Source organism: Shewanella sp. MF05956 (assembly GCF_059758055.1).
The window spans coordinates 113,852-137,976 of the sequence record NZ_JCAYNV010000010.1 but is presented as its reverse complement, the minus strand read 5'-3'; the positions used below and the strand labels follow the sequence as shown (position 1 = coordinate 137,976).

Sequence of the window (24,125 nt, the reverse complement as noted above, 5' to 3'; positions counted from 1 at the left end):
ATTAAGGTGGTTTTTTGTTTGAGGCTATTGGCTGTTTTGCTGTAGTTTACGGCTGTCAAACAGTGCTTGTGCTAGGCCGACGAGTAAACCGCCGATGTGGGCGCCATTCGCAATTGGCATACCGAGTAAATCAGTGAATCCAAGCACTAACCATATCATCATAAAACCCATATACGCCTGTGGTAAACGAATGCCGCAGCTAGGTTTTCGAATGCCCATTAACCAGGTGTATCCTACTACAGCATAAACTACGCCAGACAAGCCGCCAAAGTTTGGCCCCGTCATATAAAACTGCACTACGCTCGGTAAGGTGCCAGCAACAAGCAGTAAAAATAGCAATGGCCTTGTGCCAATATTGGTTTCGATTTTGCCACCTAAATACCACCACCACAGTAAATTAAAGATGATATGCATGGCAGAAAAGTGCATTAAACTTGGGGTAAACAAACGCCATATTTGGCTTATGTCACTTTGTGGTACGGCGCTGAAAAACGATAGTTGAGTGTATATTGCGTCAGCAAAGCCTAGATTCATCCCTGCAAATACCGCGACACAAGCAAAAAACGTAATGAGTGTAAGTGGGCCTGCACCGCTTAAAAATTGTTGCAGCAATCCTTTAGCGCCTGGGCCATAGTTAAACTTTGCTGAGGTGTCGCCATTGTCCCATGAGGCTTGTAAATATTTGCTGTCATAGGGATTTTTAGCAAACAGCTCGAGCTCCGCACGCGCTTGTGGTTCATCTGCGGGATTGCTAATGATTAGGCCAACACCTTGGGCATGTTGCACTGCATGGCATTGAATGTTCAACCCTTTAAGGTAATCAATAAATGCTTGCGCAGCGCGGGCGTTAGGAAGTTGGCCTATTTCTATCATGAGTTGGCGAGGCTCCAAGCACTGAAACCACCGTCAAGACTGTAGACGTCATCAAAGCCTTGCTCATTTAAATAACTTGCCGCGCTTTGGCTGCTCATGCCGTGATAACACACAACCACAAGTGGCTTATCCATATCTGCAGCTGCAATATAATGGGCTAAGTTTTCGTTGGTTAAATTAACGGAGTGTTGAATATGGCCTGCTGCAAAGCTAGCTGCGTCACGAATATCAACAACCTGCACCTCGTTAGATGCCTCAGACATATGGATTAGCTCATTAACAGACAAGTGTTTAAAACCAGACATGGTATTACCTATAAAAAGTTTACAGAAAGCATTTGTATGGAGGCCAGTTTGCAACAAGGGGCTGTATAAATACAACCCCTTGAGAGTGCAGACTGTATAATCTTGGGGGTTAATCCCAGCTTAAAATTACTTTGCCAGATTGACCTGAGCGCATTGCATCGAAGCCTTGCTGGAAATCATCCACATTAAAATGGTGAGTAATGATTGGGGTTAAGTCTAAGCCTGATTGGATTAAGCTGGCCATTTTATACCAGGTTTCAAACATCTCACGGCCGTAAATGCCTTTGATGATTAAGCCTTTAAAAATGATTTTGCTCCAATCAATGGCCATCTCGCCACCAGGAATACCCAGCATAGCAATTTTGCCACCATGGTTCATGGTGTCTAACATGGCGTGAAATGCTGACGGTACACCAGACATCTCTAAGCCGACATCGAACCCTTCGGTCATGCCGAGATCTTTCATCACATCTTTTAAGCTTTCTTTGGCCACGTTCACCGCGCGAGTCGCGCCCATTTTACGGGCTAAATCTAAACGGTATTCGTTAACGTCAGTAATGACAACATGACGTGCACCTACATGTTTACACACGGCTGCTGCCATAATACCAATCGGGCCAGCACCGGTAATTAATACATCTTCGCCAACTAAATCAAATGACAACGCGGTATGCACGGCATTACCAAATGGATCAAAAATGGCGGCTAAGTCATCAGAGATGTCTGCTGGGATTTTGAACGCATTAAACGCCGGTAATACTAGATACTCAGCAAAGGCACCATCACGGTTTACGCCTACACCAGAAGTATTACGGCATAAATGAGTACGACCACCACGACAATTACGGCAATAACCACAGGTAATGTGGCCTTCACCAGAGACGCGGTCGCCAATGGCAAAGCCGCGCACTTCTTGGCCCATGTCGACCACTTCGCCCACGTATTCATGGCCGGCAATCATAGGCACTGGGATCGTTTTTTGTGACCATTCGTCCCAGTTGTAGATATGCACGTCGGTACCGCAAATAGCAGTTTTACGAATTTTAATTAATAGATCGTTATGACCCATTTCTGGTTTTGGTGCATCAACCATCCAGATGCCTTCTTCAGGCTTTAATTTGCTTAATGCTTTCATCTTAGTAACCTAATATTCCCGAGCTTATTGACGTGAGCGAGTTAGATAATACCCATTTCTTTACCGATACGGGTAAAGGCGCTGATAGCATGGTCTAGTTGCTCGCGAGTATGTGCAGCAGACATTTGGGTGCGAATACGCGCTTGGCCTTTTGGTACCACAGGGAACGAAAAGCCGATTACGTAGATATGTTCAGCAAGCAACTTGTTTGAAAAGTCACTGGCCAGTTTGGCATCGCCAATCATGACCGGAATAATCGCATGGTCGGCGCCGCCTAAAGTAAAGCCCGCAGCTGACATTTGCTCACGGAAATAACGGCTGTTTTCCCATACGGCTTCACGTAAAGCTTGGCCTGTTTTAAGCATTTCAAGTACGTGAATTGAGGCACTAACGATTGACGGCGCTAATGAGTTTGAAAATAGGTAAGGGCGCGAGCGCTGGCGTAGCCATTCAACCACTTCTTTTTTGGCTGCGGTAAATCCGCCTGAAGCACCGCCTAATGCTTTACCTAACGTACCGGTAATAATGTCTACACGGTCCATTACATCGCAGTATTCATGAGTGCCTCGGCCATTGTGGCCAATAAAGCCAACGGCATGTGAGTCATCAACCATCACCAGTGCGCCATATTTATCGGCAAGATCACACACACCTTTGAGGTTGGCGATAACGCCGTCCATTGAAAATACGCCGTCGGTGGCAATTAAAATATTACGCGCGCCAGCAGCTTGAGCGGCAATTAATTGCGTTTCAAGGTCAGCCATGTCGTTATTGGCATAACGGAAACGTTTGGCCTTACATAAACGCACACCGTCAATGATAGAAGCATGGTTTAAGGCGTCAGACACAATCGCGTCTTCTGCATCTAATAAGGTTTCGAATAAACCGGCGTTAGCGTCAAAACATGAAGAATAAAGGATAGTATCTTCCATGCCCAAAAATTCACTCAGGCTTGCTTCTAATTGTTTGTGAGTGTCTTGAGTTCCGCAAATAAAACGCACAGATGCCATACCAAAACCATGGCTGTCTAAGCCGGCTTTGGCAGCTTGAATAAGCTCTGGGTGATTGGCTAAGCCTAAATAGTTGTTGGCACAAAAGTTAATCACTTTTTCGTGATTTACTTCAATGGCTGTTTGCTGTGCAGAAGCAATGATGCGTTCACTTTTGTATAAACCGTCGGCTTTAACATCGACAATTTGTTGATTGATACGGTCGTAAAAAGAGGTAGATGCCACCTGTGTTCTCCTAAGAATGGTTATTATGCTTATCCAAATCACGCAGTAAAACACCGCTGTAATTGAAGGGTGTTTTGGAGTTATTGGCATTCTAACCTTTATTTTTGCCGCTCCACAGCGTTTTTTTTAGTCGTCAGACCAACATGAATTAGATTAGGGCTAGTGATTGTTCACATTAAAAAAACTAATCGTTAACAAGTGTAATAGTGGGGTTTTATTGCTGCGAGTAGCGCAAAGAAAATCCGCACATATCAGAGCACAATTGTAGTCGGATATTGGCGGATTGAAAGGCATTGCCATGCGCGTAAAATGTATTGCTTGCACGTCAACTTTTATTACGCGGCTTGATGGCGCTCTTGGCTGGCGATATCGAGATAATGTTGTTCTAATCGGCTAAACGTTGCCGACGATGCTGGCGTTTCATAAGCCTGGAATATCATCAACACCCGTAATAGGCCGTCATACAAGGTTGCTTTAGTGATACTCGATGTGCTCGATTGGGTTAGCTGATAGCTAATCCAAAAACTCACCATCATTTTTATGGTGTCAGCTAGTGCGGTCACTTTGTTGTCGTCAACATCAAGAAAGCCATCTTTTTTCAGCTTACGCAAAATATCACTCGAGCGATTGAGCACTTGTTGTTGTGCATGTAGGTAACGTTTTTTGAGCGCATCATCGCGACTTAAAATATCGGCTAAGTTGGCGTACATAAAGCGGAACTGCCACAAAGTATAAAACATGGCGTCAAAGTAACCCATTAATAATTCGATAGTAATGGGCACATCATCATAGGCTTTAAAGCCTGACTCTAAGTGACTTTCGTATAGGGTGAAGATTGAGTTGATAATGTCTTCTTTATTGCGAAAGTGATAATACAAGTTACCCGGACTAATGCCTAAGTGAGCGGCGATGTGGTTGGTGGTAATACTACGTTCACCGTGTTCGTTAAACAGTTCTAGACTGGCAAAAACGATCTTGTCGCGGGTTTTCATATGATTTCCATATTCATTATTAGCTTAGGGTATTGGCTTATTACAGCGATAACATTTCATTAAGCCGACTCAATATGAGTATGTTAACATTGTGTTTATCTGACAAGCAAAAATCGATGACTCTTCTGTTATGAACCGTACCATTTATTCTTTCTTTTTGTATCTTCTATTTCCTCTGGTTGTCATGTATTTGGCTTTTCGAGCGATTAAAAGTCCAGATTATCGTCGTCGATGGTCTGAGCGCTTTAGTTTTGCCAAATTAAAGCCAACGGATGTGTTAGTGCATAGCGTATCGATGGGGGAAACCTTAGCGGCCATTCCGTTGATAAGAAGGCTCATGGCGCAATATCCGCAATATACCTTTACCGTGACCACAACCAGCCCAACAGGCTCTGCAGAAGTAGTAAAAGCCTTTGGGGACTCGGTGCAACATTGTTATTTACCTTTTGATTTTGCATACGCAGTTAAGCGTTTTTTGCGCCAAATACAGCCTAAACATATGGTTATTATGGAGACAGAGTTATGGCCCAATTTACTTTGTTTTGCTAAACAGCAAGGGGCCTCATTGATATTGGCCAATGCACGATTGTCACAAAAATCTGCTGACAAGTATGCCAGCAAGCCACGTTTATCAGCCCCAATGTTAACGCTGTTAGATGTGATATTGGTGCAAACGCAGGCTGAGTCTGAACGTTTTATTGCCTTGGGCGTTCAAGCGCAAAAAATACACGTTTGTGGCAGCCTTAAGTTTGACCTCACAATTGACCCCGATAAAAAACAGCAGGCGATAGAAACTCGAAACCAATGGCAGCGTACAGATAAACCTATTTGGGTTGCTGGCAGCATTCACCCAGGAGAGTTTGATGCCATTTTAGCTGCGCATAAACAGCTGTTAGTCAGTTTTCCTGATGCATTGCTGATTATGGCGCCTCGTCATCCAGAACAATTTAATTTAGCGGCCATTACCATTACTCAAGCCGGTTTTAAGCTGGCCCGTCGTAGTATGAATGATGACGTCAGTATTGATACTCAAGTGCTACTCGGCGATACCATGGGGGAATTATTAATGCTCTATGGCGCAGCCGATCAAGCTTTTGTGGGGGGCACATTAATTGAGGGCGGTGGGCATAATCCGCTAGAACCCGCAGCGATGGGCTTACCTGTATACGTAGGCCCTAATCATTGGAATTTTGCTGAAATTACTGAGTTACTTGCCAATGCAGGTGGATTGCAGTGTGTTGCCGGAGCTGACGATCTTGCTCAAGTATTAGCGGCTAAGTGGAATAACGACAATCAATACCAACAAGCATCGACAGCCGCGTTAGCGGTAGTGACGCAAAACCGAGGCGCATTGGCGAAACAATTTTCGTTTATCGATTCACTTTGGCAATCATTTAATGATCTAAATAGGGTGTAGACTCCGGTAACCATCAAGTAGCTGTTGCCAACATTGCTGTGAAAACGCCAGGCTAGGTAGCTTACCTTGCTCTTTATTAAATGAGCGTAATAATCTGTCTAGGTTAGCTTGTTGCCAGCTTGCTCTGGGTTGACGTAACTCACCGCGGTCAAAATCGATTAAATAAAATTGCTCATGTGCTAATAAGATATTTTTGGCATTAAGGTCGGCATGATATACGCCACGTAAGTGAAACTTAGCAATTGTTTGCCCAAGTGCATACCATTGTTGCTCATCCATAGGCTGTTGACTTAAATAGGCCACTAAATCTTTAGCGCCAGCAACATGCTCAATAATAATGTCGGCGTTGTAGCATAAACCTGAACGTGCAACATGGGCGGCGATGGGCCTCGGTACCGCAAAGCCTTCTTGGTAAAGCGTTTCTAGAATCGCTAACTCCGCCATTGCACGGGTTTGCTTAAGGCTGGTGTATAGATAACTGTCGCGGTTAACTTTACCTACCAATCCGCCGCGCCAATAATGGCGTAATACCCAGGTTTGTGATGAGTCCGTTTTAACAAACCAGGTGGTATAGCGACCTTTAGACTGGCCTACAACTGCGGCTTTGGTTTGCCAAACATCCACAGAGAAATCTTGCGGCGTTAGGGTAGCTGCACTGGGTTCGCACCAGGCGATATGGCCTTGCTGGGTAGTTTTTATTTGCATCTAATTATCAAATAGCACGGGCTTGATTGTGGATCGAAATAACATTATACCTTAAGATCACTCACTTGCATTCCTTCCATCTTTTTCACTGACGCATATTGGATATTCAATGAAAGCTGACTTTAGTTCGATACGTTCATTATGTTTACTGCGTTTGTCTGCTATAGGCGATGTGTGTCATGCCGTGGCGATGGTTCAAGCAATTCAAAAGCATTATCCAGATTTAGCTATCACATGGGTGATCGGCAAAGTTGAGTATCAATTACTTAAGCATTTACCGGGTATCGAGTTTGTTATTTTCGATAAATCCAAAGGTTGGCGCAGTTATGCACAGCTACGCAGTGATTTAAAAGGCCAACAATTTGATGTGCTGTTGCATATGCAAGTGGCATTGCGGGCGACAATAGCGTCATTGATGATTAAGGCGCGTATTCGGGTCGGATTTGATAAAGCGCGGGCTAAAGAAGGCCAATGGTTAGTGACCAACCATGCTGTTGAGCCTATCGCTGAACCACATGTATTAGATGGTTTTATGGGCTTTGCTAAGGCTATTGGTGTGACAGACTTAACCCCAAGCTGGAATATTCCTGTACCGCAAAGTGATAGTGATTTTGCTGCCCAGCTGATTGGTGGTGACAAAGTATTGGTGATTTGCGCCGCCGCCAGTAAAGCAGAGCGCAACTGGTTACCAGAGCGTTATGCTGCCGCCGCTGATTATGCCATATCGCAAGGGTTCAAAGTCATGTTATGCGGTGGTCCCACTGTGTTAGAGAAAAACCTCGCTGATGTTATTCAGTCGCATAGTCAGCACGCTTTCGACAATCAAGTGGGCAAAACAACCTTAACCCAATTATTAGCCGTGTTAAAACAAGCAAGCTTGGTACTAGCGCCAGATACCGGACCATTGCATATGGCGGTGACTCAAGGTACTCCTGTAATAGGCTTATATGCTCATTCTAACCCCGGACGAACGGGGCCTTATCATTTTCGTCAATATACTGTGAGTGTTTACCCACAAGTTATCGCAAAGCAGTTTTCTGCCGAGGTAAAATGGGGAACTCGCGCAAAGGGTGAGCATTTAATGGCGATGATAGAGGCTGATGATGTGATAAAAAACATGAAAAAACTCATGGCTGATCATGGCATGAGTTAGCGATTAACACTCAGTCAAGGTAACGGTTGATAGAGTTACATTTGCTTTGCTGTGATATTCATTTTTATTAAAAAACCAACATACTCTGCGTATCGTGCTTAAGTATTGTGGAAGGGAAACAGTTTATATGAGTAAGAAACGCTATTTATTCTACATTTCACAAAATTATTCTTACGCGATATTAAGACCATTGCAAAAGATCATTTTAGCGCGTGGGGATGAGGTGAGATGGTTTCTAATGGGAGATCAAGTTGCTGACAAGTTTCTTAAACCTACAGAGCATCGATTATTGACGATAGAAGATACGATTCAATGGCAGCCGCATGCGGTATTTGTGCCGGGCAATGTGGTACCTAGTTTTATTCCAGGGGTAAAAGTTGGAGTGTTTCATGGTTTTGATTCTGGAAAAGTTGATAGTTTAGGGCGAAGTGATCATTTTAATATTCGTAATTGTTTTGATCTATATTGTACTCAAGGCCCTGACTCTACATTGCCATTTGAAATATTAGCTAATAAACATGGTACTTTTAATGTCGTCGAAACGGGTTGGCCAACGCTCGATCCATTATTTGAAAATGATACAGACACCTCAGTGCTGATCAAAAATGATGAGCGACCGGTAATTCTTTTCTGCTCGACTTTTTCACCACGATTTACATGTGCACCTATTGTTTTCGACAAAGTGAAACAGATGGCTCAAGATGGGCGCTGGAGGTGGATCGTTCAGTTTCATCCTAAAATGAACCAAGAGATTGTTAACAAGTACAAGCTGTTAGAGAGTGATAATTTATCCTTTATTGAAACTGACAATGTGCTGCCTCTGTTAAAAGAAGCTGATGTTATGTTATGTGATACATCTTCAGTGCTTATTATGTTTCTTCTGCAAGGCAAGCCTGTGGTTACTTTTAATAATAAGACTAATTGGCCACATCTTCTGAACGTGAGTGATGTTGATGAACTAGAGCCCGCTATTGAAAACGCTTTGAGTAAGCCACCAGAACTACTTGAAGAAATTCAACGATATTGCGATCGTATACACCCAAATCGTGATGGTCGCTCTAGTGAGCGAGTATTGGCTGAAACAGATAAGTTAATCGACAATGGTTTAGCGGGATTAAAGCGTAAGCCATTAAATATCATCAGGAACCTAAAGATGAGAAAAATATTAGGTTATTGGAAGTTATAATAGAGTAGTTTACTTTAATCGAATTGATAGAATGCCATAATTTGTGGTGTTCTATCATCTTAATATAATTTTTAGTTTATTATTTATCAGTTTTAGATGTGATTTTTCGTTTTAGTTTTGATACATAGCGTGATTGACATTATATCAGGATGAGGTCGTGAACGTTTTTTGAACCTTGCTTTTATACCTTTGTCCACATAATATTATTATATAAAAACAACATTATTATATAAAAACAACAATGGGTAAACACAACTTATATGGCTTATTTATTCATATCCCGCAAAAATGTTCATGCAAAATACTATAAAAAAATTATCAAAAAAGTGTCAATGGATTGCCAATTACATATAATGGGGTTGCCTAAATTTACCGCAGTTAACTATTTGAAGAATGCCTTTAATGTTGATTTTGATGGTGTTGTAAAATCGCAGTTAATACGTAAAAGAGCACGCAGTCCTATTTGGGCGAATGCTGCTGTTAGTGCAGCGTATCGTTTTTTGCTGGTTTTAATTGAACGTCTAAGGTATGCCAAGTATTTAGCTCTATTAAATGAAGTTAAGCCCGAGTGTATTGTAATTTGGAATGGTAATAAGCTGCCTAATATCACTGTCGCTATGGTTGCAAAATCATTAGGAATAAAGCAGTTTTATTACGAAAATGGATTGTTGCCAGGCACGAGTAGCTTAGACCCTCGTGGTATTAATTTTAATGCGTCGTTGAGTCGTGATCCATCTTTTTATCTTAATTTTGATCCGCAAAATCTTTTAGAGTTTTCTGAGCCTGAAATCATCCCAAGAGAAGACCATAAAAAACGTTGTGCGTTTGATTCAACAAAAATACCAGAACGTTATATTTTTGCGCCTTTTCAGGTGCCTCACGATACGCAAATAGCAAGTTTTTCTCCTTGGATAGACTCAATGGAAATGTTTTATGATGAAGTGCTTAAAGCTGTTAAAAGCTTGAATGATCCTTCTTTAAAAGTGGTGTTCAAAGAACACCCGTCATGGCACAAACATTACTCCCATCTTTATAATAAAGATTCAATTGCGACATTTGCCAATGGAAATAAAACCTGCGATTTAATTCAATGTGCTGAGGCCGTGGTTACTATCAACTCAACAGTAGGTTTAGAAGCTCTATTGCTTAGTAAGTCTGTTTTAACACTAGGACAAGCCTGTTACAACATAGAAGGTCTAGTTAAGAATGCAAATAACCCTGAGCAGCTAAGTGAAAATATTAAAGCTGTAATACAAGGCTGGGAACCGAATTTGCAACTGCGTAGTAAGTTTTTTAAGTTTATTGAGCATGTATATTCTATTCCTGGGGTTTGGAAACATACTGAAGACAAGCATATTAAAGCAATTGAAGCTCGTTTTACTGGTAGTGATGAATTTGCTAAATATCAAGATATTTTTTGAATAGTAGTTTTGGTTAGCTAGAGCACCGTAGTGCGGGAGCTTGTGAGCCTGTAATTAGAGACTGTAACTAATTTTGTGTAACTGTCTAGACGTTAATACTCATACTAAGCGTTTGTAATTTTTGTCGTTGTGATAATTTATCCTTATACACTTAATGCTTGGTCACCTCGTTTCTATCTGGTTATTTTGCTACCAAAGGTTACCAGCGGATTTTTTGTGACTCATAAAGTGCGCCTACTGACGGCTTGGCATCGGAGAGAATCGTGGATTATATGAGAAATACGATAAGTCCTAGTTATACCAATCAGCACAAAAATGTGATCATTCTTACTGGTTAAAATCGCTTATAACGTCGTTAGAAATTTTGAAGGTAGAACGGCTAACTCACTGAGGTTTCTGCATTATTCTAAGCGGTTTTTCCTGCGAAATCTCTGATCACTTATTTATCCTGATTGGTATTATTGCCAATAAACGATGATTCAGAAAAGATATAAAAAAGGCAGAACGTAAAAGTTCTGCCTTTTTATTATGAAGTGTAAACGTAGGTTATTTCACGGTACTTGGTTTATTCAACCAAGGCGCTCTGGCATCTGTGCCACCATAAAGCTCAAATTTTCGCCCCAGTTTCTGACCGCCATCTCGGGTTAATGGTTGCCACGCTAGGCTGCCACGATTTGATACTGGTGTAGGTAAAATCGCATCGAAAGGAACTGAAATATAGAATCCTTTAGTAAAGCTACCTTCGCCAAATTGATCGGCAGACAAGTTCGTTTTAGATGCAAATGCACCCACGATTACGCCGCTATCGAATTGTTTAGAGAAATCGACAGTCACACCACGATCTTCCGCTAAATACTGACCGTAACTGACTTTAAGCAACACATCATCGAACCAGCTTGGTTGATAATAAACACTGGCGTGGCCGGTAAACGTACCGGTTTGAGCTCGATACTCACTCCCAGATTCAGCATCAAAGTTTATTTCTTTATTAAAAAAACCAAATACATTGTCAGGGTCGCGTTGTTTGACGTAGTTTGCGTCAACACCAAAAGCCCATTCGCCGTTCATTGGGCGATAGAGTACTTCACCACCCACACCACCAAACATCATTTCGAGATAGCCCACATAAGCTTGCGCGTAGATATTTTCACTGAGTTTATCGAGCCAGGTTAACTGCAAGTTATCAACACGTACCGGTGTATCAGAAACATACTGTCTTACTAGCGTTCTAACTCGTTTAAGATCTGTACCATCAGGTGGTGTTTGATATTTAAACTGATCGTAGTTATCAAACAGGTTGATGTAGACTGAACTACTAACTTCAATATTCTCAGTCAGCCAGCGACTCGCGCCGCCATTGATGCCAACATTAAATAAGTAAAAGTTTTCCGAACCACCAAAAGATTGAACTATCTTTGGTGCAAAACCATAATTCCACTGGTTAGGCGTGTCCCAATCAGGTGTTTCAGTGGGTAATGTCGGTTCTACAACTGTTGTACTGTCTGTTACTTTTGCATTGATGTAGTTATGTTGTACCGCATTGGTAAACTGTTTTGCATCAATGTGGGTTTCAGTGGTTGGTAAATGCCCCGCAACTTCAATTATTTTGAAGGTTTTTGCTTGTGGGAAATGATTAACTAAAATTCGCCCTGCATGATCGTGAGCATATTTTCTATCACGGTATTTCGTTTGCGTCGCAACAACGGTAACCTCATCATTTTTGATGTAGATTTTGGCGCCTTTGTAGCCTGCATCAAAGGCTAATTGCTTGTTAAGCTCCGGTAAATTGACTTTGCGGTCGGCTAAATCGGGCTTCTCTTCAATCGGTTGCTTTGGGGTGTCGCGCCAGTTTGATTTTAAGGTATTAAAGTTAGTCGCCAGACTAAAACCGAGCGTCCAGGTATTGCCACGCTCATAACTGAGTTTAAAATCGCCCCAATTACTGACACGGTATAGCATCCCATAGTTGATAGGACTGTCTTGTGTTAGTTCATTACCCGTGCGTAATGCAGCAAAATCAGACTTGTAATCATTACCATCATATTCCACTTTTAGACGCAATGGATCCCAGGGTGTTTGATACTCAATACCGGCAAAAATGGCACTACAGCCTTTAAACCAACGTTCAAAGTCAACATTGCCACCTTTACCCTTGTAGCCTGTATTTCGATTGCAATCTACCGATGATTGTTTGTTGGTATCAGTGACATTACCTCGGTTGCCGATATAACCCCAACCGAAGCCTACAGTCGCATCAAAAGGGCCAAAGCCTTTAGTCATAGCAATATATTCGCTATCAAATAAACCGGTACCGCCGATGTCACGAACGCCGATAGACGTTTCAGGTATCCAGTAGCTTTCTTCTAATAAGCGCAGTTTTACATCAATGCCTTTGTCGGTGTAATAGGTATCACCGCTAAATTCAGGATCATTGCTGTAGAGTACATCGGGGACTTGGGTATAGCGGATAGTGGTTTCTAACCAGGGAAATAACTGCAGTGATAATGCACCGTGATAATAATCTTCGTTAAAGGTTCCGCTGACACTAAACTCGCCTTCAGCTGCCATTCTACCCGTCGGCATTTGAATGAGGCCCACGCCCCCGAAATCATATTGTGAAGGTGTCAGTTTTGGCGTTGATAGTTCATCGCTGTGCGCTATGGTACTAGTAGTTATCCCGCTTACCATGAATGAAATGGCTAAAACAGAAAAGACAGATTGTTTTGCTTGCTTCATGGTTAACGTATCCAATGTCTTATAAGTTCAAGAATTTGTTGGTTTAACTCTGGCTCGTTATCCCTAACACCGTCAAAATCAAGATAGATAATCGCCCCAGGTGCAATATCAATATGTTGTTGGTTCCAATAAGCAATAGGATATTTTTCTATTTGCCCATCTGGCTGAATCAGCCAGGCAAAGCTATTTTGTGATGCATTTAATGGCATCGCATTCTCAATATATTGAGAAGCATTTTGTCTCACTACGAAGGGTTGCGAGCCATTTTGAGTCACGGCGCCTAAGACCATCACATCTTGAGGTTTACTTGGAAGCGTGAGTAAGTATTTTCCCTGCAAGAGTGGGTTTAACTCTTCTTTTAATCGAATCACATCATAATCAAGTGGAATAAACTCACGTTGAAGAAACTGATTTTTTTCGATCCATCTAGATAGTGTTTTTAACGCCTGAATATGATCAGGCTTACCCATATCGCTATATTGTGTTTTAAGGGAATCAAGCACCAATTGTCGCTGTCTAAAAAAAGCCGCTTCTGTACTGAAATCATACAAGCCTGCTCCTAACCAATAAATGGGTAAAGGATTCGATTGTTCAGAAGAAAGGTTAGTATTTGATAAGCTATCTTGAATGACTTGTACTAAGCGTGGTGGGCTAACATATGTTAATGATGCGGTTGAATTACTGTATACCGATTGAGTAACAGTGACTTCAGTTTCGGCATAACTAAGTGGTAAATTACAAATTAATAGCATTAAAGCTGAACACAATTGAATTAGCGGCTTCATTTCACGTCCTCAAATCCATAAGGCTTCAGAAGAGTCATTTCTATGTAGGGTAAGTTAGGGGCAATTTTTTGATAACTTTTGATCACTTTGCCCGTCGATTCATCAACCCAAAATTGGTTGTCATATTCGATATCGAGTTTAGCGACGACAACATGCTCATTGAATTTTTTAAGCGTTACGGCTTTATCATTGATAGTGAGTGTTTCATCACTAACAAAACTAAAGGTGGAGTGCTGTTGATAATTGATATGATAACCAGGTTGCCAATCTACCGTACTTTTCCATTGCATTGGTGTACTACTTAGATGCAAGCCTAAAGCGACAGGATCAGTTTGTTCGCTGTTAATGTTAAGGCGATTACCAACAAATAAATTTATCGATTTCAATAAACGACCATTACGCGTCACTAACAAACCTTTGTCAGCTGAGAGCCATTTAAGCTCAATATTTTTAGAATCAATGCGGGTTAATGGCAGTGTTTGTGGGGCTTCAGCATATGCAAGTACGATATATGATCTATTTGTGTTATTGATTCTGACGTGGATGCTGGCATAAGGACTTTGTTCTATTTCGGCAACAGTGACATTATCATCAGGGAAACCTACGACGCTTTCTTTAAGCATGCCACCAATCTGTACGAAGGTGTTGCTACAGCCTGTTAAGATGAAGAAGAAAAGCAAAGGGAGTAGACTTTTTTTTTGAAAAATGGAATGCATACGAGCTCAGTTCCTTAAGCTTTGGCTTTATGACAAAAAAAAGAAAATAAAAAAGCACATTAGAAAATGTGCTTTTTTAACAGGCTTACGAATTAGTTTGTTACTGAAGTCGTAGTAGTGCCTGTGCCAGTACCTGTACTAGTTGTAGTAGTACCAGTACCAGTACCTGTACCTGAACCGTCTTCAGAGTTGCTGTCGTTTGCAGCTGTTGTAGCAACTGCCACAATAACTGATCCAGCTACAGCTGCAACACCAGCAGTAACACCACCAATTGCACCACCAGTAGCACCGCCAGTAGCACTACCAGTTGTAGACGTTGTAGTTGTATCAGTAGGTTCTGCTGCATAAGCTGAACCGATCATTAATAAAGCAGTAGTTAACGCGATAGCTGATTTTTTCATATTCAAAGTATTCCCGTAAATTATTCAAACACACCTAAATGGAAGATTAGCATATAATCGATTCACTTCCATATATAATTCGACACAAATGCTTAATAAATATTCAGCTTGATCGAGTTGCTAATTTACACGATTTTCAGTTTTTTTACAAAAACAGTTTAATTAATTATCAATTACACGTGTGTTGGGCTGGCATGAGCTGTTAAAATATCAGCAACCCTAACACCCACATTATGGCGTTGAATGATGCATAGAAGAGCAATTTACCCAGGTACATTTGATCCTGTGACTAATGGTCATGCAGATTTAATTGAGCGTGCAGCGCGTTTATTTAAGCACGTTATTATTGGTATTGCCTCAAACCCGTCTAAACAACCGCGTTTTACGCTTGAGGAACGCGTTGCTCAGGTCAACCTTGTCACTGCTCATTTAGATAATGTTGAAGTCGTTGGGTTTACTGGGCTTCTGGTTGATTTTGCTAAAGAGCAGCATGCAAGTGTATTAGTGCGTGGATTACGTGCAGTATCTGATTTTGAATACGAATTTCAGTTAGCCAATATGAATCGCCGTTTAAGCCCCGATCTCGAAAGTGTTTTTTTAACCCCAGCAGAAGAGAATTCGTTTATATCGTCTACTTTGGTTAAAGAGGTTGCTCTTCATGGCGGCGATGTGAGCCAATTTGTTCACCCACACGTTGCCGCAGCATTGAAGCAAAAAATCAATGCAACAAAGAAAGGATAACTCGATTGATGTTAAAGGGATTTTACTTGAGTAAGTTAGCGATTTCATTGGGGTTAAGCTCGGCTTTATTATGCTCTGTAGCGCAAGCGGCACCCTGGGTCGATACCAGTGATATTTACTTACGTGCAGATATACAAGCGCTTGCAGATGCCGGGGTAATAACGTCTCCTATTAATACATACCCATTAATGTGGTCTGGTATTGGGGTTGATTTAGCGCGAGCTGAGCCATCGTTATTGAGTAAAGCATTAATTGATGCTTACGCTCGGGTTAATTTTTACTATCAAGCAGCAGTGAATAATCGAGGCAATACGCGTGTCAAAGTAGCTGCGGCAACTGATGCGGCTCGTTTTCAGCATTTTGGTTCTGATTATCGAGAAAAAGGCCAAATACAAGGCTCGCATGAGTATTTGGGCCAAAATCTTGCTTATAAACTATCAGCGTCAGCAAATTACCATCCGAATGACGATAAAGACTTTCGTTTTGACGATAACTATATCGCGGTAATTTTAGGTAATTGGGTGACCACATTTGGTACTGTTGCGCAGTGGTGGGGCCCAGGGTTTGACTCTTCTTTACACATGTCGACTAATGCAAGGCCAATGTCTTCGTTGATGATAAGTCGTAATAATCCTCAAGCATTTGAAACACCTTTGCTTTCTTGGTTAGGTGCTTGGACGCTGACCGCTGGGGTGAGTCTCACAGAACAAGAACGCGATGCACCCAATGCGTTACTATGGTCATTTCGCAGTGCGATAAAGCCATTAAAGCAGCTTGAAGTCGGTGTATCGTGGACCGCGATGTTTTGCGGTGAAGGGCAAGAGTGCGATGTGGACAGTGCTTTTGATGCTATTACTGACCCACTAGAATGTAATTCCACTGATTGCAACAGTAATACCAATCAAATGACAGGCTTTGATGTGCGTTATAGCGATGACTGGTTTGGTATTCCTGTCGGTTTATATGTAGAGCAAACCTGCGAAAATGCTTCAAACGCTTCGAGTATGTCTGATTGCGGACAGATGTTTGGTGTCGACTCGCGATTTAATTTTTCAAAACAGCAATATAAAGTGTTTTTTGAATATTCCGACACTATGGTCAATTGTGATGCGGGATCTGAATATAACTGTTTTTATGAACACTCAACGTACCAAAGTGGTTCACGTTATTATGGTCGTACCTATGGCAGTACCTATGAAAGTGATGCACAAACCTATGTATTTGGGCTTATAGGGCAGTTTGAAAATAGTCATGGTTTTACCTCTTTACTGCGATATGCTCAACTTAATAAAGATGGTGTTAATCGCGCTAGTGTATGGGCTCCACAGCCATTAAAAGAAGATTTATTGATGCTTGAGTTGTCTTATCGTATGCCTGTGTTTAATGGCATGTTGACCTTGGGTGGCAGCGTAGCTAACTCTGAGTTTGAAGTACAAGATGACGATACGCAGGCGACAGTGTTTTCTACTTTTGAGTATCGATTTTAAATTGAACCTCATCAAATCAGGTTAAATAGCAGCATGCACTAGGGAGCCAATTTGGCTCCCTTTTCATATTTATACCATTCCGCATTAATAATTGACCACTCAGAATGCGTCCAGCGGTTTTTGATTAAGGCGTCGCTATGTAGTCATGGTTGTTCCCTTTCAAATAGCGAGAACGCAAAGCAAAAGCCGCTGGGGCATTCCTTTCAGGCGAGTTTTAAAAGGGCTTACACTGCGTTGCATGACTTCGAAAGAGAATAACTATTCATTCAGTCATTCGCCTTGTTTAAGCCCTTTTAAATTCTCGCTGAGAGATCACTTACTAACGCGGAATGGTATTAAAATAAGTTCCTTGGATTGTCGCGTTATCGCTGCTGGCAGATGCCGCAAAATACTGTGGTGCGTTGGCCTAGTTTGATTTCACTCAATAAATTACCGCAATGGGTGCAGGTTTCGCCGCCGCGGCCATAGACATGTAGTTTTTGCGCAAAGTAACCTGGTTTTCCATCAGCGTTAGTAAAGTCTTTTAGGGTGGTACCACCTTGCTTTATAGCATGGGCTAAAATTTGTTTCACTTCACTGACTAGCACCGTTAATCGTTCAATATCAATGCTGCCCGCTTCGGCTTGAGGGTGGATACCCGCGGCAAACAAGGCTTCGTTGGCATAGATATTCCCAGCGCCCACCACAATGTGATTATCCATTAAGCACTGTTTAATGGCTTTCTTTTTGTCTTTTAATGCGGCTTGTAACTGCTGCGGGGTAAAGTCTGAACTTAATGGTTCTGGGCCCAGTTTTGACAATAATGGGTGGGCTTCTTCGGGTAATTCGTACCATAACCAGGCGCCAAAACGCCTAGGGTCATTAAAACGTAGCATGCGGCCATTTTCTAACACTAAGTCAATATGGTCGTGTTTTTCAGCAGGCGTGTTACGCGGTAAAATACGCAAACTCCCTGACATGCCTAAGTGGACGATGGTCATGCCTGCATTGGTATCGATTAATAAATATTTAGCACGACGACGAACGTTGTTAATGCGTTGACCAACAATGTTTTGCGCAACATCAGGTACCGGCCAGCGTAGTGATCCATTACGCACAATCAATTCACTGACAGTTTGTTCAATAAGGAACGGGCTGATCCCCTGGCGGGTGACTTCAACTTCTGGTAATTCAGGCATAAAAACTCATTATTTTGATTGAGGCATTTCAGCAAGCACTGGCTGTAAATCAGCGCGTAAGCTTGGTGGTATTTTGTACCAATTTTTATTTGATGACTGCAATAAGCCATCGTCGGGGAAATAACGCCATTGCTGTGCGGTGTGAATATTACTTATCGCGATAGTCAGCGTTTGTTCATTGGTGCCATGCTCTGGTTGAGCAGTTAACGGCGACACACTAATATTTTGCCACGCTTGGGCCCATTGTTGACAGTTAAGGACCTGCTCATGACACCACCACTTATCTTCTTTTTTACTTAGCCATTTGTCATCGAGATGTAGTTGCACTAACGGCAGTTGCGGGTCGAACAGCGCCACAGCGTCATCGGGAAGATTAGCGGTTTTGTCATCAATAAATGATAACACCGCGATCATAAAGACACTGGCACCGATAATAATGTAATTCCAATTTTTTCGAGAAAGCGCCATAAAAGAGTCCTTTTCATTAGATGCAGCGGTATGCTGATTTTTTAGTTTATCACCCACGCGATAAAAAACGAATCTAACGATGTAAGGCTTAAGCGGATTAATCAACATGGTTGGTATAACAATACGAAAGAGGTCGGGATGTAGATTACCCGAGAATACAGATAGCAACAGCGTGGGCCGAGAGATGGCAGATTAGGTCATCGAGGCAATAATATGAACGTTAAACAATTAAGCGCCTCGACAATCATTCGCGGATCGTGATTGTCGAGATGCTGTTTTCTTAATTCAAATTATTTAAAATGAATCATATTTAAAGCAAGTCGGCAAAAGGCTGAATAAATACGCTATCACCGGCAGGAATAGTTGCAGTGTCGTCGGCGATGACAATAAGGCAATTGGCATTCACCATTGAATTCAACATTCCTGAGCCCTGTGCACCAGTGGTACTGACATGTATTTGTCCATCACTGCCGATACTATAAACGCCACGTAAAAACTCCGTTCTGCCTGTTTTACTGCGTAAAGCGTGGTCTGCAATGGCAGGAATAAACTGAGGTTGCCAATTATTTTCACCGGCTAATTTACGAATAGCAGGTTGGACAAATTGCATAAAAGACACCATTACTGCAACGGGGTTGCCCGGTAAACCAAAAAATAGACTTTGATTGATTTTACCTACCGCTAAGGGGCGACCTGGGCGCATATTGATGCGCCAAAAATGGGTGTTGCCAACATTGGCAAGTGCCATTTTGATGTAATCAGCATTGCCTACTGACACACCGCCTGAGCTAATGACAATATCCGCTTTTGTCGCGGCGTCGCGTAATGTGTTGGTTAGGGTTTGTTCGTTATCGTCGATAATCCCAAGGTCAATCACCTGACAACCGAGTTTCTTCGCCATCGACAAAATGGTGTAGCGATTAGCATCAAAAATACAGTTGGGCTTTAGCTCATCACCGGGTTGACTCACTTCATCACCTGTTGAGAACACCGCAATCACGGGCCGCTTAAAAAGAGGCAAACGATTAAAACCCAATGATGCCATTAAGCCCAGTTCTGCAGCGCCTAATCTGCAACCTGCAGATAGTGCCACTTCACCTTGGGCAATGTCTTCACCGGCAAGTCTTACATGCTGGCCTTTGACGATGTATTCAGTCTCAAGCAAGGTGACCTTTTGGCCGTTTTCTTCGGCTAACTCGCGAGCTTGAATGGTGTCAGCACCTTGTGGCACGGTTGCTCCAGTCATAATGCGTACCGCTTCACCAGCATGGAGGAAATTTGGGTAGTTACGCCCAGCAAGCACTTCTGCCACAATCTTAAGCGGCGCAGTCGACACACTGTCAAATGCAAAAGCATAGCCGTCCATGGCTGAGTTGGTTTGCTGCGGCACATTAATTTCTGAAATAATGTCGTGAGCAAGAATGCGGTTATCAATATCAATAAGATCAACCAGTTCTGTTTGGCTAGTCACTTTCACTTGGCTTAATACTTTACTAATACCTTGCGAGACGCTAATACCATATTCAGACTCTGGTTGGTCTCGTAACGCTTCGGCGTCAAAACAAATGGGTAATTTAACGGGAGGAGCCTGCCAATGTTGTTGGTAGTGCTGAACAAAATCAGCAATTTGCTGCACATTGTTTAAATCTAATCGCGTCAAGGTGTCTGGCACCTGGGTGTCTTCGCAGCAAGCGATAGCGACAATATTTTCGTCATGCACATGAATAAATGGTTTATTGTGAGCAGCACGGTGTAATTCAATTTTGGGTAATGCTAATTTTTTAAAGCCTTCGACTAATACAATATCGACTTTGTCAGCTTCAATTTGGCGCAGCAAATGTTGTAGTTGAGGATCGTCCTCGACAGGATCTTCAGTCATTAATGCCCAGCGCACATGAGAGGCGACCAATACTTGTTTGGCACCCGCTTTTCGCATCTCAAAGCTGTCTTTACCGGGAATATCAACATCAAAATTATGATGTGCATGTTTGATAACGGCTAAACGAATACCGCGTTGATTGAGTTCAGGAATAAGCTGGGTTAACAGGGTTGTTTTACCGGTGCCGCTGTATGCACAAAACCCTAAAACGGGAATAGGTAATGGATTACTAAAGACTACAGTCATCGTGGACCTCTTAATAAATTACTTGGCAATTTGCTGGGCGAGTTGCTGTTTTTGTTCTGGTGTATTGACGTTAACAAAAGCATTGGGCTGATCGGCAAAGCTCTCTACTGCCACTTGATGTTGGCGATACCAAAAATCAATTTTGCGCTCACCGGCATCCAAAAACGCCTGCATAGACTCGGCTAAATAGGGTTTAAGCAAGAGCACGACCGGCTGTTCACGTTCACCATCGCTCGCAACAGCAATATCGGCATTTTGCTTGATAAGAGCGGCTAATAATCGCGATGCTAAATCGTCTGGTAGCATCGGGCAATCACAAGGCACCACCAATAAATACTCTGCTTGAGTTTGTTTTAACGCCGTGACCATGCCAGCTAATGGACCTAGGTAGCCACTGTCTTGATCACTAAAAACGCGATAACCCCATTGTTCATATTGAGTTTGGTTGCGGTTGGCATTAATCATAATGCGATCAACCTGATTGCTGAGCTTGTCAATAGTATGGCAAATCATTGCTTGGCCGTTAAGATCGACTAAGCCTTTATCGTTACCGCCCATTCGTCTTGCCATGCCGCCCGCTAAAATTACTGCGTCAATTTGTGGTGCCATAATGTAATTCCGTTGTATTAGTCTGATGCACTGTCTCTGCTGTAGGAACATGCATGCTGGTATGAATGGTACGTTGCTTAATATGCCAATGCTGTTGGCATAGGGCTGTGAGGCCGCAAGTTTGGTGGCTACTGATTAACAGGCCTGTGCCGTCTTGTTTTAATTGATTTATCATCGCCAGCACTAAACGTTGCGAATGTTTGTCCATATTGGAGATGGGTTCATCGAGCATAAGTAGTTTGGGTTGGGTAATCCACGCTCTGGCAATCGCAAGTCGTTGGCGTTCGCCGCCAGATAAATCACTGGCATGGTGAGTTAATAAGTCGTCCAGTTGAGCCATACTAATGGCTTGCTTAATTCTGCTGCTACGCTCGCTTGGCGTTAATTTCAACTGATTTAGTGCATAAGTTAAATTGTATTTTACTGACCCATCAAACAAATAAGGGTGTTGATGTAAATACACCGCTTTGCCTAATAAGCTGTCTGCCTGCCACCAGGGTTTAGGCGTAAAGCCATGTCCCAAAACCACGCCTTCGGTTGGCTTAATCAAGCCCGCAAGAATTTTCATTAGGGTTGATTTTCCAGAGCCATTATCGCCCTGCAAATAGATCACATCGCCTTGTTTAAAATTCAGTTTATCCACGCTAAACAAGGTGTTTTTTTGAAACTTCATCAGCACATTCTGAGCATGGATCTGTACCGGATTGCTGGTGGATAAGCTATTTAATAAGGCCATCTTAATGACTCCTTGGGAGGGCTTTACCTCGCAATGAACCTAAGATGAAGTTTAGTACCAAGGCTAAAATTAATAATACTAATCCTAATGCAATGGCTTGAGCAAAATCACCCTTACTGGTCTCCAGTGCGATAGCGGTAGGAATATTGCGTGTGACATTCATAATGTTCCCTCCCACCATCATTGAACAGCCAACCTCAGTAAGAATGCGACTAAAGGCGGCAATAATGGCCAAAAGCAGTGGTACTCGCAGTTCTCGACATAATGTCCATACCGCGCGTAACCATGATGCACCTAGCGTACGTGATGTTTCCCAGGCGCGACGATCTACGCTCGAAAACGCCGCCTGTGAAAGTGCAACCATCACCGGTGCGCAAATTAACATTTGTCCTAAAATCATACCTTGTTGGGTAAACAACCACTTTAAATCACCTAGCACCCCTTGGCGAGTCAGCAATAAATAAACCAATAGCCCAATGACAACCGTTGGAATCGATTGCAAAGTTTGAATGAGGTTGGTTACCACCCAGCGGCCACGAAAATGGCTGAATGCCAGAATAAACCCTAAGATAATCGATGGAATAATCGTGATCAGCAGCGCCGCAAAGGACACCGAAAAAGAGATATTAATAATCGCCCAAACATCTGGGTCAAAAGAGAGCAGCAAGCTAAATGCTTGCTGCAATAGGGCTAACCAGCCGTCACTCATTTTTTATATGTTGCCTTGAACAATTGCTCTCCTTGCACTGTGAATTCATTAATCATAGTTTGTGTCGCTGGGCTAATTAGCCAATCACTGAACGCTTTTGCACCTTTATGATTAAGATCTGGATACTTTTCTGCGTTAATTAATATGACTTGGTAAGGGTTGGCTAATGCTGCGCCGCCTTCAAAACTAATGGTTAAATCAAGTTTAGCTTTATAAGCAATAAAAGTACCACGGTCTGCTAACGTATAAGCTTGTAATTCATTTGCCATTAACAAGGTTTTACCCATGCCTTGGCCTACTGAAGTATAACCGGCAAAGTCAGGTGTTACGCCAGCAGCTTGCCAAATTTCAAGCTCCTTCATGTGGGTGCCTGAGTTATCCCCACGAGAGATAAACTGACTTGGTTTAGCCGCAATTTTACTAAATGCTTCCGTTGCATCTTTGCTTGATTTTGCCGCTGCGGGATCATCTTTAGGCCCAAGAATAATAAAATCGTTTTCCATAATACCGCGGGGCTCAACACCATAACCATCGGCAACAAATTTAGCTTCAGCTTCTGGCGCGTGGGTCATTACTACATCAACATCACCCTGGCTGCCTAGCTTTAATGCCTGACCTGTCCCTGTCGCAATAACTTGTACGCTGTAGCCAGATTCAGCTTCAAACTTAGGTAAAATAGCCCCTAATAAGCCAGAGTTTTCAGTACTGGTTGTTGTGGCGAGTTTAATCACTTCACCTGCTAACGCGATTGGGCTGAACATTGCGCCACTAAAAACCGCTGCGGCTAATAACATGCTGACACTTGCTTTAAGTTTTAACATTTCCATTCCTTGTAGTATTAATGACCAGATTTTTTTCTTAATTACCAAAGCCATAAGCAAGTTAAATGCCAAATGATTTTAATGCAAATACAGTTCACGCCTGAAATCGAAATTGTGAACTTGATCCCAAGCTTGAAGTAATTATGATAGACAAATTGTCCCACGATCACTTTTCTGTGGTTCATAGTGAC

The 24,125-nt window shown here is 42.3% G+C and carries 23 protein-coding genes; 6 read left to right on the top strand and 17 right to left on the bottom strand.

The annotated features are described in order from the left end of the window. Positions 1-24: 24 nt before the first annotated feature. The 5 genes from glpG to AC19MX_RS12690 all read right to left on the bottom strand — a co-directional run bounded on the left by glpG (position 25) and on the right by AC19MX_RS12690 (position 4,540). A complete protein-coding gene (glpG, locus tag AC19MX_RS12710; protein WP_498298475.1) occupies positions 25-873 on the bottom strand; it encodes a rhomboid family intramembrane serine protease GlpG in 849 nt (282 codons plus the stop codon). Beyond that, complete coding sequence (glpE, locus tag AC19MX_RS12705) at positions 870-1,178, bottom strand: thiosulfate sulfurtransferase GlpE (protein ID WP_432402273.1); 309 nt, start codon at positions 1,176-1,178, stop codon at positions 870-872. Before glpE ends, glpG begins: the two co-directional genes overlap by 4 nt. Before the next feature lie 109 nt (positions 1,179-1,287). After that, positions 1,288-2,313 carry an L-threonine 3-dehydrogenase gene (gene tdh / locus AC19MX_RS12700; protein ID WP_188918508.1) on the bottom strand — a complete coding sequence of 342 codons (1,026 nt, stop codon included), beginning with the start codon at positions 2,311-2,313 and terminating at the stop codon, positions 1,288-1,290. 41 nt (positions 2,314-2,354) lie between these two features. Beyond that, positions 2,355-3,548, bottom strand: coding sequence for a glycine C-acetyltransferase (locus tag AC19MX_RS12695; protein ID WP_432402275.1), 1,194 nt, complete (start codon positions 3,546-3,548; stop codon positions 2,355-2,357). Positions 3,549-3,883: 335 nt separating this feature from the next. Then, entirely contained in the window at positions 3,884-4,540 is a 657-nt protein-coding gene (locus AC19MX_RS12690) for a TetR/AcrR family transcriptional regulator (protein ID WP_498298473.1), read from the bottom strand. A 130-nt stretch (positions 4,541-4,670) separates the two neighbouring features. On the opposite strand from AC19MX_RS12690, the gene waaA reads away from it, so the two are divergent. Continuing rightward, the gene (gene waaA / locus AC19MX_RS12685) at positions 4,671-5,957 is read left to right on the top strand and encodes a lipid IV(A) 3-deoxy-D-manno-octulosonic acid transferase (RefSeq protein ID WP_498298471.1); all 1,287 of its coding nucleotides are present in this window, start codon (positions 4,671-4,673) and stop codon (positions 5,955-5,957) included. Here the strand turns inward: waaA and AC19MX_RS12680 are convergent. After that, positions 5,943-6,662: a 3-deoxy-D-manno-octulosonic acid kinase gene (locus AC19MX_RS12680; protein WP_498298469.1), complete on the bottom strand. Its 720-nt coding sequence runs from the start codon at positions 6,660-6,662 to the stop codon at positions 5,943-5,945. The two genes, waaA and AC19MX_RS12680, sit on opposite strands and share 15 nt — an antisense overlap. Positions 6,663-6,771: 109 nt before the next feature. Here AC19MX_RS12680 and AC19MX_RS12675 point away from each other — a divergent pair, with 109 nt between their 5' ends. From AC19MX_RS12675 to AC19MX_RS12665, 3 genes are all read left to right on the top strand, one after another. Then, positions 6,772-7,815 (top strand): glycosyltransferase family 9 protein, encoded by a 1,044-nt coding sequence (locus AC19MX_RS12675; protein ID WP_498298467.1) that lies wholly within the window; start codon positions 6,772-6,774, stop codon positions 7,813-7,815. A 127-nt stretch (positions 7,816-7,942) separates the two neighbouring features. Further along, positions 7,943-9,001 carry a CDP-glycerol glycerophosphotransferase family protein gene (locus tag AC19MX_RS12670; RefSeq protein WP_432402285.1) on the top strand — a complete coding sequence of 353 codons (1,059 nt, stop codon included), beginning with the start codon at positions 7,943-7,945 and terminating at the stop codon, positions 8,999-9,001. A gap of 260 nt (positions 9,002-9,261) precedes the next feature. After that, the gene (locus AC19MX_RS12665; RefSeq protein ID WP_432402287.1) at positions 9,262-10,422 is read left to right on the top strand and encodes a capsular polysaccharide export protein, LipB/KpsS family; all 1,161 of its coding nucleotides are present in this window, start codon (positions 9,262-9,264) and stop codon (positions 10,420-10,422) included. A gap of 546 nt (positions 10,423-10,968) precedes the next feature. On the opposite strand, the gene AC19MX_RS12660 is transcribed toward AC19MX_RS12665, so the two are convergent. From AC19MX_RS12660 to AC19MX_RS12645, 4 genes are all read right to left on the bottom strand, one after another. Then, complete coding sequence (locus AC19MX_RS12660) at positions 10,969-13,158, bottom strand: YjbH domain-containing protein (protein ID WP_498298465.1); 2,190 nt, start codon at positions 13,156-13,158, stop codon at positions 10,969-10,971. Positions 13,159-13,160: 2 nt separating this feature from the next. Next, the gene (locus tag AC19MX_RS12655) at positions 13,161-13,943 is read right to left on the bottom strand and encodes a capsule biosynthesis GfcC family protein (protein ID WP_498298463.1); all 783 of its coding nucleotides are present in this window, start codon (positions 13,941-13,943) and stop codon (positions 13,161-13,163) included. Further along, the gene (locus tag AC19MX_RS12650; RefSeq protein WP_498298461.1) at positions 13,940-14,659 is read right to left on the bottom strand and encodes a YjbF family lipoprotein; all 720 of its coding nucleotides are present in this window, start codon (positions 14,657-14,659) and stop codon (positions 13,940-13,942) included. Before AC19MX_RS12650 ends, AC19MX_RS12655 begins: the two co-directional genes overlap by 4 nt. A 92-nt stretch (positions 14,660-14,751) precedes the next feature. Next, on the bottom strand, positions 14,752-15,060 hold the full coding sequence (locus AC19MX_RS12645) for a hypothetical protein (protein WP_432402295.1): 309 nt from the start codon (positions 15,058-15,060) through the stop codon (positions 14,752-14,754). Between the two features lie 246 nt (positions 15,061-15,306). Here AC19MX_RS12645 and coaD point away from each other — a divergent pair, with 246 nt between their 5' ends. Continuing rightward, positions 15,307-15,801, top strand: coding sequence for a pantetheine-phosphate adenylyltransferase (coaD, locus tag AC19MX_RS12640; RefSeq protein ID WP_432402413.1), 495 nt, complete (start codon positions 15,307-15,309; stop codon positions 15,799-15,801). A gap of 8 nt (positions 15,802-15,809) precedes the next feature. Next, complete coding sequence (locus tag AC19MX_RS12635; protein WP_498298460.1) at positions 15,810-17,288, top strand: capsule assembly Wzi family protein; 1,479 nt, start codon at positions 15,810-15,812, stop codon at positions 17,286-17,288. A gap of 362 nt (positions 17,289-17,650) precedes the next feature. Here the strand turns inward: AC19MX_RS12635 and mutM are convergent, their stop codons facing one another. From mutM to AC19MX_RS12600, 7 genes are all read right to left on the bottom strand, one after another. Continuing rightward, positions 17,651-18,466 (bottom strand): bifunctional DNA-formamidopyrimidine glycosylase/DNA-(apurinic or apyrimidinic site) lyase, encoded by an 816-nt coding sequence (gene mutM / locus AC19MX_RS12630; RefSeq protein WP_498298458.1) that lies wholly within the window; start codon positions 18,464-18,466, stop codon positions 17,651-17,653. Positions 18,467-18,475: 9 nt separating this feature from the next. After that, positions 18,476-18,934 carry a hypothetical protein gene (locus tag AC19MX_RS12625; RefSeq protein ID WP_498298457.1) on the bottom strand — a complete coding sequence of 153 codons (459 nt, stop codon included), beginning with the start codon at positions 18,932-18,934 and terminating at the stop codon, positions 18,476-18,478. 310 nt (positions 18,935-19,244) lie between these two features. Beyond that, the gene (locus AC19MX_RS12620) at positions 19,245-21,059 is read right to left on the bottom strand and encodes a bifunctional molybdopterin-guanine dinucleotide biosynthesis adaptor protein MobB/molybdopterin molybdotransferase MoeA (protein ID WP_498298455.1); all 1,815 of its coding nucleotides are present in this window, start codon (positions 21,057-21,059) and stop codon (positions 19,245-19,247) included. An 18-nt stretch (positions 21,060-21,077) separates the two neighbouring features. Beyond that, complete coding sequence (gene mobA / locus AC19MX_RS12615; RefSeq protein ID WP_432402305.1) at positions 21,078-21,668, bottom strand: molybdenum cofactor guanylyltransferase MobA; 591 nt, start codon at positions 21,666-21,668, stop codon at positions 21,078-21,080. Further along, entirely contained in the window at positions 21,652-22,404 is a 753-nt protein-coding gene (locus tag AC19MX_RS12610; protein WP_498298453.1) for an energy-coupling factor ABC transporter ATP-binding protein, read from the bottom strand. Before AC19MX_RS12610 ends, mobA begins: the two co-directional genes overlap by 17 nt. A gap of 1 nt (position 22,405) precedes the next feature. After that, entirely contained in the window at positions 22,406-23,113 is a 708-nt protein-coding gene (locus AC19MX_RS12605; RefSeq protein ID WP_432402309.1) for an ABC transporter permease, read from the bottom strand. Continuing rightward, complete coding sequence (locus AC19MX_RS12600) at positions 23,110-23,934, bottom strand: ABC transporter substrate-binding protein (RefSeq protein ID WP_432402311.1); 825 nt, start codon at positions 23,932-23,934, stop codon at positions 23,110-23,112. The genes AC19MX_RS12605 and AC19MX_RS12600 overlap by 4 nt, the downstream gene beginning before the upstream one ends. Between the last annotated feature and the right edge of the window lie 191 nt (positions 23,935-24,125).